The organism is Segatella bryantii (assembly GCF_022024215.1).
Classification (GTDB): domain Bacteria; phylum Bacteroidota; class Bacteroidia; order Bacteroidales; family Bacteroidaceae; genus Prevotella; species Prevotella bryantii.
Genome location: NZ_CP091798.1, coordinates 2,113,481 through 2,126,936 on the forward strand (window position 1 = coordinate 2,113,481; position 13,456 = coordinate 2,126,936).

General features: G+C 39.7%; 13 protein-coding genes and 5 tRNA genes. 1 reads left to right on the forward strand and 17 read right to left on the reverse strand.

Annotated features, from left to right (window positions below; translation table 11 throughout):
- Positions 1–8: 8 nt before the first annotated feature.
- The 17 genes from rpoB to L6471_RS13105 all read right to left on the reverse strand — a co-directional run bounded on the left by rpoB (position 9) and on the right by L6471_RS13105 (position 12,128).
- Positions 9–3,821 carry a DNA-directed RNA polymerase subunit beta gene (rpoB, locus tag L6471_RS13025; RefSeq protein WP_027453354.1) on the reverse strand — a complete coding sequence of 1,271 codons (3,813 nt, stop codon included), beginning with the start codon at positions 3,819–3,821 and terminating at the stop codon, positions 9–11.
- A 105-nt stretch (positions 3,822–3,926) separates the two neighbouring features.
- Positions 3,927–4,301: a 50S ribosomal protein L7/L12 gene (gene rplL / locus L6471_RS13030; RefSeq protein ID WP_027453355.1), complete on the reverse strand. Its 375-nt coding sequence runs from the start codon at positions 4,299–4,301 to the stop codon at positions 3,927–3,929.
- A 51-nt stretch (positions 4,302–4,352) separates the two neighbouring features.
- The gene (rplJ, locus tag L6471_RS13035) at positions 4,353–4,871 is read right to left on the reverse strand and encodes a 50S ribosomal protein L10 (protein ID WP_027453356.1); all 519 of its coding nucleotides are present in this window, start codon (positions 4,869–4,871) and stop codon (positions 4,353–4,355) included.
- Positions 4,872–4,889: 18 nt separating this feature from the next.
- Complete coding sequence (gene rplA, locus L6471_RS13040; protein WP_027453357.1) at positions 4,890–5,582, reverse strand: 50S ribosomal protein L1; 693 nt, start codon at positions 5,580–5,582, stop codon at positions 4,890–4,892.
- A gap of 21 nt (positions 5,583–5,603) precedes the next feature.
- The gene (gene rplK / locus L6471_RS13045; protein WP_027453358.1) at positions 5,604–6,044 is read right to left on the reverse strand and encodes a 50S ribosomal protein L11; all 441 of its coding nucleotides are present in this window, start codon (positions 6,042–6,044) and stop codon (positions 5,604–5,606) included.
- 57 nt (positions 6,045–6,101) lie between these two features.
- Positions 6,102–6,644 carry a transcription termination/antitermination protein NusG gene (gene nusG, locus L6471_RS13050; protein ID WP_027453359.1) on the reverse strand — a complete coding sequence of 181 codons (543 nt, stop codon included), beginning with the start codon at positions 6,642–6,644 and terminating at the stop codon, positions 6,102–6,104.
- A gap of 5 nt (positions 6,645–6,649) precedes the next feature.
- Positions 6,650–6,847: a preprotein translocase subunit SecE gene (gene secE / locus L6471_RS13055; RefSeq protein ID WP_036858065.1), complete on the reverse strand. Its 198-nt coding sequence runs from the start codon at positions 6,845–6,847 to the stop codon at positions 6,650–6,652.
- 15 nt (positions 6,848–6,862) lie between these two features.
- Positions 6,863–6,935 (reverse strand) — tRNA-Trp (locus tag L6471_RS13060).
- 47 nt (positions 6,936–6,982) lie between these two features.
- Positions 6,983–8,200: an elongation factor Tu gene (gene tuf / locus L6471_RS13065; RefSeq protein WP_074803322.1), complete on the reverse strand. Its 1,218-nt coding sequence runs from the start codon at positions 8,198–8,200 to the stop codon at positions 6,983–6,985.
- 81 nt (positions 8,201–8,281) lie between these two features.
- Positions 8,282–8,353 (reverse strand) — tRNA-Thr (locus L6471_RS13070).
- Positions 8,354–8,365: 12 nt separating this feature from the next.
- Positions 8,366–8,438 (reverse strand) — tRNA-Gly (locus tag L6471_RS13075).
- 5 nt (positions 8,439–8,443) lie between these two features.
- Positions 8,444–8,525, reverse strand: a tRNA-Tyr gene (locus L6471_RS13080).
- Between the two features lie 24 nt (positions 8,526–8,549).
- Positions 8,550–8,623: transfer RNA gene (locus L6471_RS13085), tRNA-Thr, on the reverse strand.
- Between the two features lie 100 nt (positions 8,624–8,723).
- On the reverse strand, positions 8,724–9,023 hold the full coding sequence (gene hpf / locus L6471_RS13090; RefSeq protein ID WP_006281526.1) for a ribosome hibernation-promoting factor, HPF/YfiA family: 300 nt from the start codon (positions 9,021–9,023) through the stop codon (positions 8,724–8,726).
- Between the two features lie 22 nt (positions 9,024–9,045).
- Positions 9,046–9,927, reverse strand: a complete 882-nt coding sequence (locus L6471_RS13095; protein ID WP_006281527.1) for a tyrosine recombinase XerC — start codon at positions 9,925–9,927, stop codon at positions 9,046–9,048.
- Positions 9,928–10,001: 74 nt separating this feature from the next.
- The gene (gene rpsU, locus L6471_RS13100) at positions 10,002–10,193 is read right to left on the reverse strand and encodes a 30S ribosomal protein S21 (protein WP_006281528.1); all 192 of its coding nucleotides are present in this window, start codon (positions 10,191–10,193) and stop codon (positions 10,002–10,004) included.
- Between the two features lie 126 nt (positions 10,194–10,319).
- Entirely contained in the window at positions 10,320–12,128 is a 1,809-nt protein-coding gene (locus tag L6471_RS13105; RefSeq protein ID WP_094448078.1) for an aminopeptidase P family protein, read from the reverse strand.
- Between the two features lie 194 nt (positions 12,129–12,322).
- Here L6471_RS13105 and L6471_RS13110 point away from each other — a divergent pair, with 194 nt between their 5' ends.
- Entirely contained in the window at positions 12,323–13,315 is a 993-nt protein-coding gene (locus L6471_RS13110) for a malate dehydrogenase (RefSeq protein WP_006281530.1), read from the forward strand.
- The last annotated feature ends 141 nt before the right edge of the window (positions 13,316–13,456 follow it).

A 13,456-nucleotide genomic window follows, 5' to 3' on the forward strand; every position in this document is an offset into this window, starting at 1 on the left:
GTTGACTGTTAATCGAGTTTAATGCTCAAACCAAGACCACGAAGTTCATGAAGCAATACGTTAAGTGATTCTGGGATACCAGGAGTTGGCATGGCATCACCTTTGACAATTGCCTCATAAGCTTTAGAACGGCCTACTACATCATCCGACTTGATGGTAAGAACTTCCTGAAGTACATGACTGGCACCGAAAGCCTCGAGTGCCCAAACCTCCATCTCTCCAAAACGCTGACCACCAAACTGAGCTTTACCACCCAGTGGCTGCTGAGTAATCAAACTGTAAGGACCAATAGAACGAGCATGCATCTTGTCTTCTACCATATGGCCAAGCTTCAAGAAGTAAGTCATACCAATGGTAGCTGGCTGATCGAATTGCTCACCTGTCTCACCATCAAAGATATGAGTAGAGCACAAACGTGGTAAACCAGCCTTATCTGTCCATTCTGACAAATCATCAAGTTTGGCACCATCAAAAATAGGTGTAGCAAACTTAACACCCAACTTCTTACCTGCAGCACCAAGGATAGCCTCGAAAATCTGACCCAAGTTCATACGAGAAGGCACACCCATTGGGTTCAAAACCAAATCTACAGGTCGACCGTCCTCGAGGAATGGCATATCTTCCATTCTTACAATCTTAGAAACAATACCCTTATTACCATGGCGACCAGCAAGTTTATCACCTACCTGAATCTTACGCTTCTTAGCTATATATACTTTTGCCATCTGCAAAATACCAGAAGGAAGATCATCACCAATAGTAATTGCAAACTTACGACGCTTCAATTCTGCATCAAGTTGCTTATACTTACGGATATAGTTCATAATCAACTTTTGGATAAGCTTATCTGTATGCTCATCGCCAGTCCAATTATTAGACTCTACGCCATCATACTCGAGATTTTTCAAAGCAACAGTAGTAAACTTACTACCCTTTGTGATAATCTCTGCACCTGTATAGTCCTTAACTCCCTGAGAAACCTTACCCTCAGTCAAAGTCAACAACTTATCAACAAGGATATCCTTAAGATCATCGTTCTTTGCCTCATACTCCTCGTCTATCTTAGCTAAGATTATCTTATCCTGCTTCTTTGATTCACGAGTCTTAACAGCACGAGAGAACAATTTCTTATCGATAACAACACCACTCAATGAAGGGTTAGCCTTAAGTGAAGAATCTTTAACGTCTCCAGCCTTATCACCGAAAATCGCACGGAGGAGCTTCTCTTCTGGAGAAGGATCACTTTCACCCTTAGGAGAAATCTTACCGATCAAGATATCACCTGGCTCAACACGAGCACCTACACGAATGATACCATTATCATCAAGATCCTTTGTAGCTTCCTCACTTACATTTGGAATATCATTGGTGAATTCCTCAACACCTCGCTTGGTCTCACGAACATCAAGAGAATATTCGTCAACATGTACAGATGTCAATACATCCTCACGAATCATACGCTCAGAAATAACGACAGCATCCTCATAATTATAACCCTTCCAAGGAATATAAGCTACCAAGAGGTTTCTACCGAGTGCCAATTCACCATTTTCTGTTGCATAACCCTCTGTCAGAATATCACCCTTCTTAACTCTCTGGCCCTTGCTACAAATAGGACGGAGATCGACTACCATGTTCTGGTTAGTACGACGGAACTTTGGTATACGATATTCTTTCAATGCTGGCTCAAAGCTTACGAACTCATCTTCTTCTGTACGATCATACAAAATACGAATTGTTGTAGCATCAACGTAATCGATTACACCCTCACCTTCTGCTGTAACTTGAGTACGTGAATCCTCACATACCTGCTTTTCAAGACCAGTACCAACGATAGGTGCCTCATTGTGAAGCAATGGAACAGCCTGGCGCATCATGTTACATCCCATCAAAGCACGGTGACCGTCATCATGCTCCAAGAATGGAATCAAACAAGCAGAAACTGAAGCGATCTGTTGTGGAGCGACATCCATATAGTCTACATTCTCAGGAGTAACTACAGGATAATCTGCATCCTGACGACACTTAACGACTTTACGAATAAATGTACCATCAACATTTAAAGGAGCATTACCCTGTCCAATAATTTTGCCTTCCTCTTCCTCAGCTGACAAGAAAACAACATCTTCATTGTCCATATCAACAACTCCATTATTAACCTTACGATATGGAGTCTCGATAAAGCCAAGTTCGTTTATAGTTGCATATACACAAAGTGAAGAAATCAAACCAATGTTTGGACCTTCAGGGCTCTCAATTGGACAAAGTCGACCATAGTGAGTATAGTGTACGTCACGCACCTCGAAACCTGCACGTTCACGTGTCAAACCACCAGGACCTAATGCTGACAAACGACGTTTGTGAGTAACCTCTGCCAATGGATTAGTTTGATCCATAAACTGTGACAATGGATTTGTACCAAAGAAAGAATTGATAACACTAGAAATTGTCTTAGCATTAATCAAGTCTGTTGGAGTAAATACTTCATTGTCACGAACATTCATGCGTTCACGAATAGTACGGCTCATACGAGCAAGACCAATAGAGAACTGATTAGCTAACTGTTCACCAACAGTGCGAACACGTCGATTAGATAAGTGGTCAATATCATCAACAGTAGCCTGAGAATTAACAAGCTTAATCAAGTACTTGATAATAGCAATAATATCCTCCTTAGTCAAGACTCTAGTATCCATATCAGTATCCAAGCCAAGTTTCTTATTGATACGATAACGGCCTACTTCTCCTAAATCATAACGCTTATCAGAGAAGAATAGATTTTGGAATACTTCACGAGCACTAGTATCATCAGCAGGATCTGCATTACGCAACTGACGATAAATATAATTAACAGCCTCCTTTTCAGAGTTACTTGGATCTTTAGCTAATGTATTAAAGATAATAGAGAACTTATTAGCAGCCTCTGCATCTTTATGAAGTAAGATTGTAGGTGTACCGCTATCCAGAATATCCTCAATATTCTCTTCAGTCAATTCTGTTTCACGGTCCATAATGACTTCATTACGCTCTATAGAAACAACCTCACCTGTATCTTCATCAACAAAGTCTTCATTCCAACTCTTCAAGACACGAGCAGCTAACTTGCATCCAATAGCTGCCTTAAGATTTTTCTTATTAACCTTTACCTCCTCGGCAAGATCAAAAATCTGAAGAATATCTTTATCCTGTTCAAAACCCATCGCACGAAGCAATGTTGTTACAGGCAATTTCTTTTTACGATCGATATATGCATACATGACATTATTGATGTCAGTTGCAAATTCAATCCAACTACCCTTAAAAGGAATGATACGTGCAGAATAAAGTACAGTACCATTTGCATGAACACCCTGACCAAAGAATACACCAGGAGAACGATGCAATTGAGCAACGACAACACGCTCAGCACCATTAATGATAAAAGTACCATTCTGTGTCATATAAGGGATAGTACCCAAGAAAACATCCTGGATAAAAGTACCAAAATCCTCATGATCAGGATCAGTACAGTACAGCTTCATCTTAGCCTTCAAAGGTACACTATAAGTCAAGCCGCGCTCCAAACATTCGTCAATAGTATAACGAGGCGGATCAATATAGTAATCCAAGAACTCAAGAACGAAATTATTTCTTGTATCGGTTATAGGAAAATTCTCTGCAAATACCTTAAAAAGACCGTCATTCTTGCGTTCCTCAGGCGGAGTATCCAACTGTAAGAAGTCACGGAAAGACTTCAACTGCACATCGAGAAAATCCGAGAATGGATACGGATTATGCACGCTGGCAAAATTTACTCTATTATTTACTACTTTTGTTGTCATTAGAAGATTTTAACGGGTGTTGTTAATCTAAATATATAAGACACAAAAAGGTTAGAACCCACCTACTTGGTGGACTCTAACCATATTTTAAAAAGTTAAGTTCGATTACTTAAGCTCTACCTTAGCACCAGCCTCTTCGATAGCCTTCTTAAGGTTTTCAGCCTCGTCCTTAGCTACACCTTCCTTCAATGTTGCAGGAACTGCGTCGCAAAGATCCTTAGCTTCCTTCAAACCGAGACCACAAGCCTCTTTAACAGCCTTAACTACCTGGAGTTTAGTAGCACCTACTTCAACGAGAACTACGTCGAATGCTGACTTCTCCTCAGCTGCAGCACCTGCAGCAGCAGGACCAGCAGCTACAGCAACAGCTGCAGCAGCAGGCTCAATACCATACTCGTCCTTCAGGACTGTTGCCAATTCATTAACTTCCTTAACAGTAAGATTTACTAACTCTTCTGCAATAGCTTTTACGTCTGCCATTTTATTCTAAAATTTAATTTTGTTTATACTGTAAATAATTGTGACTTTTGATTATTCAGCACGCTCGCCCAAAGTCTTAAGCACACCATGAATAGTGTTTGCGCCTGATTGTAGAGAAGAAATAACATTCTTTGCAGGTGATTGCAACAAAGAAACGATATCTGCGATAACTTCGTTCTTGCTCTTAATAGAAACAAGTTCATCAAGTTTATCAGCACCTACATAGAACTCTTCTTCAGCGTAAGCGGCTTTCAATGCAGGAATGCCCTCTTTAGCGTAGTCCTTCAAAAGTTTTGCTGGTACATTTGCAGTATGAGCAAAAAGAACAGCTGTGTTATTCTTAAGACTACCATATAATGGAGCGAAATCTACATCTGAAGCTTCCATTGCCTCACGCAACAAGGTATTCTTAACAACTACCATCTTGATTTCCTGCTTAAAGCAATCACGACGGAGCTTGCTAGTAGCCTCTGCGTTAAGACCAGTTACGTCAACTAGATAGAAGTGAGGATATTCCTTCAACTTCTGACCTAAATCTACGATAATAGTATCTTTAACTTCTTTCTTCATTTTTCAATACTTTTAGAGTTATTCAACTGATTTAGGATCAATTTTGATACCCTTACTCATAGTGCTAGAAATAAAGATACTCTTGATGTATGTACCTTTAGCAGAAGCAGGCTTCAAACGGATAACTGTATTGAGGAATTCTCTTGCATTACCAGCGATCTGTTCAGGAGTCATTGAAATCTTACCGATTGATGTGTGGATAATACCAGCCTTATCAACCTTGAAGTCAATCTTACCCTGCTTAACTTCTTTAACTGCCTTAGCAACGTCCATTGTTACAGTACCACTCTTTGGGTTAGGCATTAAACCACGAGGACCAAGGAAACGACCTAAAGGACCTACTTTACCCATGCAAGATGGCATAGTGATGATGACATCAATGTCGAGCCATCCACTTTTGATCTTATCGATATACTCATCGAGACCTGCATAATCAGCACCAGCTGCCTTAGCAGCTTCTTCCTGATCAGGTGTACAAAGAGCAAGAACACGAACTGTTTTACCTGTTCCATTAGGGAGAGATACAACGCCACGAACCATCTGGTTAGCTTTACGTGGATCTACACCCAAGCGTACGTCAATATCAAGAGAAGCATCAAACTTAGTTGTTGTAATTTCCTTTACCAATTTTGAAGCTTCCTCCAAAGAGTATGCTTTCCCTGCTTCAACCTTATCAGCTACTGATTTTTGATTTTTTGTCAGTTTACTCATTTTTCTAATTGAAGTTATAAATTATTGACCAGGGAAATCCCCTTTTACAGTGATACCCATACTTCTTGCTGTACCAGCAATAAGTCTCATAGCTGATTCCACTGTAAAGCAGTTAAGATCTTTCAACTTATCTTCAGCGATTACCTTTACTTGATCCCAAGTAATTTCAGCAACCTTCTTACGATTAGGCTGACCTGAACCAGACTTTACCTTGGCTGCTTCCTTCAGCTGAACTGCTGCAGGAGGAGTCTTGATAACGAAATCAAATGACTTATCTGTATAGTAAGTGATAACAACTGGTAAAACTTTTCCAGCCTTATCCTGGGTACGGGCGTTGAACTCCTTGCAGAATCCCATAATATTTATACCCTTAGAACCAAGAGCAGGTCCTACTGGAGGTGAAGGATTTGCAGCGCCACCTTTAATCTGTAATTTGATTAATCCAGCAACTTCTTTAGCCATTTTTTTTGTATATTAAAAATTTGAATTTATAAAAAGAACAATACTTCGTAACAGGCATTATTCTTTTTCAACTTGCATAAAACTCAGCTCCAACGGGGTCTTTCGTCCGAAGATCTTAACCATCACCTTCAGTTTGTGCTTCTGAGAATCAACTTCTTCAATAACACCACTGAAACCGCTGAAAGGACCGTCTGTAACCTTTACAGTATCATCTACTGCATAAGGAACATCCATACTCTCTTCCAACTCTGTTTCATCAGCAGTACCAAGCATACGATTGATATCTGCCTGTGGAACAGGTGTAGGCTCATCCAATCCACCAAGGAAACCTAATACGTTAGGCATAAATCTTAAAGTATGAGCAACATCACCCTTAAGATTAGCTTCAACAAAAACATAGCCAGGAAGACTTACTTTCTCCTTGACTACTCTCTTACCATTTCTTAAAGTTGCTTGTTTAACTGTAGGAATCAGTACTTGAGAAATATTATTTGCTAACAAATCATTATGTTTGATCTCAGCATCAATATACTCCTTAACTTTAGCTTCCTTACCACTTACAGCTTTAAGAACATACCATTTGTTAATTGTCTCTGCCATTTTCCTTAGTTACCAATTGAATAAAGACCAGTCATGATGAATCTAAAAACAGAATCCATGGCGAATACTACAAGTGCAATGACAAGGGAAGCAGATAATACAACCATTGCACTGTGCGTTAATTCGCGTCCAGTTGGCCATGTAGTTTCATGCGCTAGCTCATTATAACAAGCTTTGCAATAATTAACTATCTTTGTAAACATATTATCTTCTTTTAGCACGGGTTGAAGGACTCGAACCCTCGACACCTGGTTTTGGAGACCAGTGCTCTACCAACTGAGCTAAACCCGTATGTGTCTCCGCACCGCAAGATGCGGAGACTATGTAATTATCTATAATTACTTCTTATTCTGCCAGTTCTCAGGAAGATCCTCAAGCAAAGCAGTAATCTGACCTGAACCTACTGTACGACCACCCTCACGGATAGCGAAACGAAGACCTTCGTTCAATGCAACACGATAAATCAAGCTAACCTCAATCTCAACGTTATCACCAGGCATAACCATCTCTACTCCCTCTGGAAGTTTGATTTCACCTGTACAGTCCATTGTACGAAGATAGAACTGAGGACGATAGTGGTTACCGAATGGAGTATGACGACCACCCTCTTCCTTCTTCAAAACATAGATAGAAGCCTTGAAGTGATCGTGAGGAGTAATAGCACCTGGGTGTACAACTACCATACCACGCTTAACTTCTTCCTTATCGATACCACGGAGAAGCAAACCTACGTTATCACCAGCTTCACCTTCTGGAAGAGTCTTACGGAACATCTCAACACCAGTGATAGTAGACTTCTTATCTTCACCAAGACCGAGCAACTGAACCTCATCACCTACATGGCACTTACCTGTCTCAATACGACCTGTAGCTACAGTACCACGACCAGTAATAGAGAATACGTCCTCAACTGGCATCAAGAATGGTTTATCGAGGTCACGAGTAGGCTCCTGAATCCAAGTATCACAAGTTGACATCAACTCAAGTACGCTATTAACCCACTTATCAACGCCATTCAAAGCACCAAGTGCAGAACCACGAACGATTGGAGTATCCTCTTCATAACCGTACTGCTCAAGGATTTCATGTACTTCCATTTCAACGAGTTCAAGCATTTCCTCGTCGTCAACCATATCACACTTGTTCAAGAAAACAACCAAACGAGGTACATTTACCTGACGAGCGAGAAGTACGTGCTCACGAGTCTGAGGCATAGGACCATCAGTAGCAGCAACAACCAAGATTGCACCATCCATCTGAGCAGCACCAGTAACCATGTTCTTTACATAGTCAGCGTGACCCGGACAGTCAACGTGTGCATAGTGACGATTTTCTGTTTCGTACTCGATGTGAGCTGTATTAATAGTAATACCACGCTCTTTCTCCTCAGGTGCATTATCAATCTGATCGAATGACTTAACATCTTCAGCAGTACCAAGCTTCTCATTAAGAACCTTAGAGATAGCTGCAGTCAATGTAGTCTTACCGTGGTCAACATGACCAATAGTACCAATATTTACATGCGGTTTGGTACGCACGAATTCTTCCTTAGCCATAGCTTAAACTTTTTATTTATATAAATGAATAATCTATTTAAATATTTTCTTCTCTTATTCAAGATCGAAATATACAAAAAGAGCTGTAACTGAGAGTTGAACTCAGGACCTCTTCCTTACCAAGGAAGTGCTCTACCACTGAGCTATTACAGCGAACAAAAATAGAGCGGAAAACGGGGCTCAAACCCGCGACCCCCAGCTTGGAAGGCTAGTGCTCTATCAACTGAGCTATTTCCGCAAATGTGGGTAGTGATGGATTCGAACCACCGAAGCTAGAAGCAGCAGATTTACAGTCTGCCCCATTTGGCCACTCTGGAAACTACCCGGACCACGAACTTTTCGTTTCTTGAGCCTCTTGTCGGATTCGAACCAACGACCCCGAGATTACAAATCACGTGCTCTGGCCAACTGAGCTAAAGAGGCAAATCTTGCAGCCGTACACGGCTTCTGATTTCATGTTGTTGTGAAACGGCTGCAAAGTTACGAATTTATTTTGAATCACCAAATTTTTTCCTAAAAAATTTTAGTGTTTTCTTTGTTTTTCTTTAAATTTAGTCAATTGAACCTTCAAAGCATCTACTGCTTGATCCACACTTTCCTCAAAAGAATCACACACTTTCTCTACGAACAATGTATTACCTGGCACCGTTACGGTTATTCCAGCTTCTTTATTTAGGACAGTAGCAGGTTTTACGACTTTTAATTGCACCTCTACTTTCTGAATATCTTCATAAGTTTTTTCTAACTTGGCAACTTTCTTATCAACGAATGCCAATAACTTCTCGGTAGCATCGAAATGGATCGACTGAATTTTTACTTCCATAGTGACCTCCAATTTTAAAAGGTTAAGCCCTAGGGTGGGCATTAGAATATATACGTTTTAATTGTTCAAAGGTTGTATGCGTATAAATCTCTGTCGTAGACAGACTAGCATGACCCAACAATTTTTTCAAACTTTCTAATCCAGCCTCATGATTTAGCATAGCTGTAGCAAATGTATGCCTCAACACATGGGGCGAACGTTTTTTCAACGTGCTAACCCTAGATAGATTTTTTTGAACTAGATACCTCACCTGATTACCATTCAAACGGCAACCCTTATTCGACACGAACAGAGCAAGAGATGTATTACCAATAAACTCATCTCTGAGTTTCATATATATTGTTAGCGCACTTGCCAATTCGTTTCCGAACGGAATAATACGCTGTTTATTTCTCTTACCAGTAACTTTCAGTTCACCTTTTTGAAAATCGACATCATTATCGTCTAATCCAATCAGTTCTGAAAGGCGAATTCCCGTTTCGTAGAAAGTCATTATAATCGTACGATCACGAACATCATAAAAACTTTCTCCATGCATAGCCGTATCCAGCAGAGCATTCATTTCATTCTCCTTCAAGAATTGAGGAAGAGGCTTTCCCCTTTTGGGACCCTTTATCATATGAACAGGGTCTGACTCAACTCTTTTGCGAGAAAGGGCGAATCGATAAAAAGTACGAAGTGCACTTAACCTTCTATTTATAGAAGTTGCACTATTTCCTTTATCCATCATCAGCTCTATCCAGCCACGTACTACGTCAGAATCTACAGATTCCCACGAGAGATGATCATCTAAACCTTCAAAGTACGATTGAAATGCCCGAAGGTCATCACCGTAACTTTGCACCGTGCGCTCTGAGCGATTAAGCTCAAATTGCAAGTAGTCCAAAAAATCTTCTATTATCATCGCACTGATATTACGTTTTCAGCAACGAATATACGGAATAAAATTCAAACTACCAAATTTTAAGAGGAAAATTTTTATTCCTCAGCGTCACGTAATTTTTGTACGTAGACAGCGTGTTCCATCTTGAGTCTTTTCAAAACAGATGGCTTGTCATACTGCTGACGAGCACGAAGCTCCTTAACAACACCTGTCTTTTCGAATTTTCTCTTGAACTTTTTCAAAGCTCTTTCGATGTTCTCACCATCTTTTACTGGTACAATAATCATACTTTTTGTTTTTAATTTTAAATTTGTTAAACTTAGCGTTTGTGACCTAGTGCCACTATTTGCGGGTGCAAAATTACATCTTATTTATTAAAAAAACAACTTTTCAGCCTTTTTTTTGCATTTTATTTATAATTCTACTGCTTTTGTCGCATTTTTCAGCCATTCTCTCTCATCTACAGACAGATACGGAGATAATTTTGCATAAACTAATTGATGATAATTATTCAACCACATGACTTCTTCCGGTAACAACATTGTTATATCCACTGGGGTCAAATCTATAGGACAAAGTGTTAATGGTTCCATCTGTAAAAATTCCCCAAATTCGGTCTTCATATATTTTTTGATAAGAAGAGTATTTTCTATTCTCACACCGAATTTATTAGAAAGATACAATCCAGGCTCATCTGTTACGATCATTCCTGCATGTAGTGGGGCTGGCATAAACTCCATTCTTATCTGATGAGGACCTTCATGAACATTTAAATAAGAACCTACTCCATGCCCAGTTCCATGTAAGAAGTTGAATCCTTCTCGCCACATAGCCTCTCTGCTAAGAGCGTCTATTTGTGTTCCACTGACTCCTACTGGGAACTTCGCCAATTCCAACTGAATATGTCCTTTTAAAACTAAGGTGTAAATATGACGCTGCTCTTCCGTTACAGGTCCCAAGGCAATCGTACGTGTAATATCTGTTGTACCATCCTCATACTGAGCACCACTATCTATCAGGACAAGCCCCTTTGCATCGACAGTAGCATCCGTTTCCGGAGTTGCTTCATAATGCACGATAGCACCATGTGCCTCATAACCTACAATAGTATCAAAAGATATATCTTTAAATAAAGCCTGTTGAGCACGAAGAGATGTTAGCTTTCGATCTAACGAAATTTCCGTCTGTCCACCTGCCTCTATAGCAGGCTGAAGCCATTTCAAAAACTTTACCATTGCGACACCATCTCGTAACATTGCCTGATGAAATCCTTCTATTTCAACAGAATTCTTAACCGCTTTCATGGCAGGAACAGGTGAATGCCCAAATACTATTTTTACACGTTTACGATCAACACAGTTTACCAAATAACTGTTCGTTACATCAGGATCAAGCAATATATTATAGGCTAAATAATCCTTATGTAAATAGGAAGATATTGAATTATACGGAAGTACACTAACACCTATTTTGCATAAATATTGCTTGACTTCTAATGTTAATTTGTTAGCATCAACAAAAAGAACAACTTTATCTGGTTCGATAAGTAGATAAGACACAAAAACAGGATTACAGTGAACGTCTGTTCCTCGAAGATTCAAAGTCCAAGCGATATCATCCAAAGAAGATATCAAAATTCCATCTCCATGCAGTAAACTTACCTCATGCCGAATACGTTTAATTTTACTTATAGCATTTTCCCCTGCATATTTCAAAGGATGAATATGTATAATAGCATTAGGAATATCAGGCCTATCCAACCATAATTCTTCCAAAGGATCCCAATTCGTACGTACGGTTATGCCAGATTGCTGCAAATCATATTTTAGTTGTTCTACAAAACTATGAGAGTTTACCCGTCCATCCACTCCTATTTCAGTTATTCCACCGTCATTTTCATCGTAAATTTCCTGGGCAATCCATTGAGAAACAGAAGGCGTGCCTGGCATTTTAAGTTTCATCAATTCAATACCCGTATCTTTTAACTGCACTTCAGCTGCAAGAAAATAACGAGAATCTGTCCATAAGGCAGCATGCTTCAATGTAACAACCACAGTACCAGCAGAACCATCAAAACCAGATATCCATTCTCTACCTTTCCAACGATCAGGAACATATTCACTATTGTGCGGATCTGAACTAGAAAAAATAAAAGCCGCAACTCGTTCACGTCTCATCAACTCACGAAGAGCCTCCAAGCGTTCATATACTTTCTGTTTCATATCTATTTTGCTATTTAGACCTTACAAAGATAGCAATTTTAAGAAATTATCACAAATTAAATAACAAGTAAATGCAGAAATTACACTTTAATTTAGTAACTTTGCGGTGCTTCTAAGAGATAATTTGTTTGAGAAAACAAATCGTTTAGAAAATAAAGATAGACAAATTAAAAATCTTATATAAATACGCAGTTATGGAATTTTTAACTAATGACAAACTTTTAATTGTCGGAGCCGGTGGTATGATTGGTTCAAACATGGTTCAGAGTGCTCTGATGCTCGGCCTTACTCCAAACATCTGCTTGTACGACATCTATGAGCCAGGAGTACATGGTGTATACGACGAGATGCAGCAGTGCGCTTTCCCTGGTGCAAATATCACTTACACAGTAGATCCAGAAGAGGCATTCACAAATGCTAAATTCATCATTTCATCTGGTGGTGCACCACGTAAAGAGGGCATGACTCGTGAAGACTTGTTAAAAGGTAACTGTAAGATTGCTGCTGAATTCGGTGAGAACATCAAGAAGTATTGCCCTGACGTAAATCACGTTGTTGTAATTTTCAACCCTGCCGATGTTACAGCTCTTACAGCTCTTATCCACTCAGGTTTGAAACCAAATCAGTTGACTTCACTTGCAGCTCTTGATTCTACTCGTTTGCAGCAAGCTCTTGCTCACGAATTTGGTGTACAGCAGGATAAGGTTACAGGCGCACATACTTATGGTGGCCATGGTGAGCAGATGGCAGTATTTGCTTCTCAGGTTAAGATTGACGGCAAGCCATTGTCTGAAATGGGCCTTTCTGCAGAGCGTTGGGAAGAAATCAAACATAAGACTGTACAAGGTGGTTCAAACATCATCAAACTTCGTGGTCGCAGTTCTTTCCAGAGCCCAGCTTACAATGCAGTTAAGATGATTGAAGCTGCTATGGGTGGCGAACCATTCACTCTTCCTGCAGGTTGCTATGTTAACGATGACAAACTTGGTTTCAAGAATGTTATGATGGCAATGCCTACTACTATCGATAAGACTGGTGTCCACTATTCAGAGCCAACGGGTACACCTGAAGAACTTGCAGAACTTCAGAAATCTTACGAGCACCTTTGCAAGATGCGTCAAGAGATTATTGACCTAGATATCGTTCCAAGTATCGAAGCATGGAAAAATGACAATGCAAATCTCTAATTCTTGAAATTTGTTATACATAATTTTAAAAAGCCTGAAACTCTGTTTTCAGGCTTTTTTTGTAAAGTCTAAAAATAAAACTGCAAAAATGGTTATCATTTCCGTAATTAATATACCTAACGTTTGCGATACAGTATGTAT

Bases quoted from the DNA above. Each gene is read 5' to 3' on its own strand.
- rpoB (WP_027453354.1), bottom strand. From the start codon at position 3,821: ATGACAACAAAAGTAGTAAATAATAGAGTAAATTTTGCCAGCGTGCAT.
- rplL (WP_027453355.1), bottom strand. From the start codon at position 4,301: ATGGCAGACGTAAAAGCTATTGCAGAAGAGTTAGTAAATCTTACTGTT.
- rplJ (WP_027453356.1), bottom strand. From the start codon at position 4,871: ATGAAGAAAGAAGTTAAAGATACTATTATCGTAGATTTAGGTCAGAAG.
- rplA (WP_027453357.1), bottom strand. From the start codon at position 5,582: ATGAGTAAACTGACAAAAAATCAAAAATCAGTAGCTGATAAGGTTGAA.
- rplK (WP_027453358.1), bottom strand. From the start codon at position 6,044: ATGGCTAAAGAAGTTGCTGGATTAATCAAATTACAGATTAAAGGTGGC.
- nusG (WP_027453359.1), bottom strand. From the start codon at position 6,644: ATGGCAGAGACAATTAACAAATGGTATGTTCTTAAAGCTGTAAGTGGT.
- secE (WP_036858065.1), bottom strand. From the start codon at position 6,847: ATGTTTACAAAGATAGTTAATTATTGCAAAGCTTGTTATAATGAGCTA.
- tuf (WP_074803322.1), bottom strand. From the start codon at position 8,200: ATGGCTAAGGAAGAATTCGTGCGTACCAAACCGCATGTAAATATTGGT.
- hpf (WP_006281526.1), bottom strand. From the start codon at position 9,023: ATGGAAGTAAAAATTCAGTCGATCCATTTCGATGCTACCGAGAAGTTA.
- L6471_RS13095 (WP_006281527.1), bottom strand. From the start codon at position 9,927: ATGATAATAGAAGATTTTTTGGACTACTTGCAATTTGAGCTTAATCGC.
- rpsU (WP_006281528.1), bottom strand. From the start codon at position 10,193: ATGATTATTGTACCAGTAAAAGATGGTGAGAACATCGAAAGAGCTTTG.
- L6471_RS13105 (WP_094448078.1), bottom strand. From the start codon at position 12,128: ATGAAACAGAAAGTATATGAACGCTTGGAGGCTCTTCGTGAGTTGATG.
- L6471_RS13110 (WP_006281530.1), top strand. From the start codon at position 12,323: ATGGAATTTTTAACTAATGACAAACTTTTAATTGTCGGAGCCGGTGGT.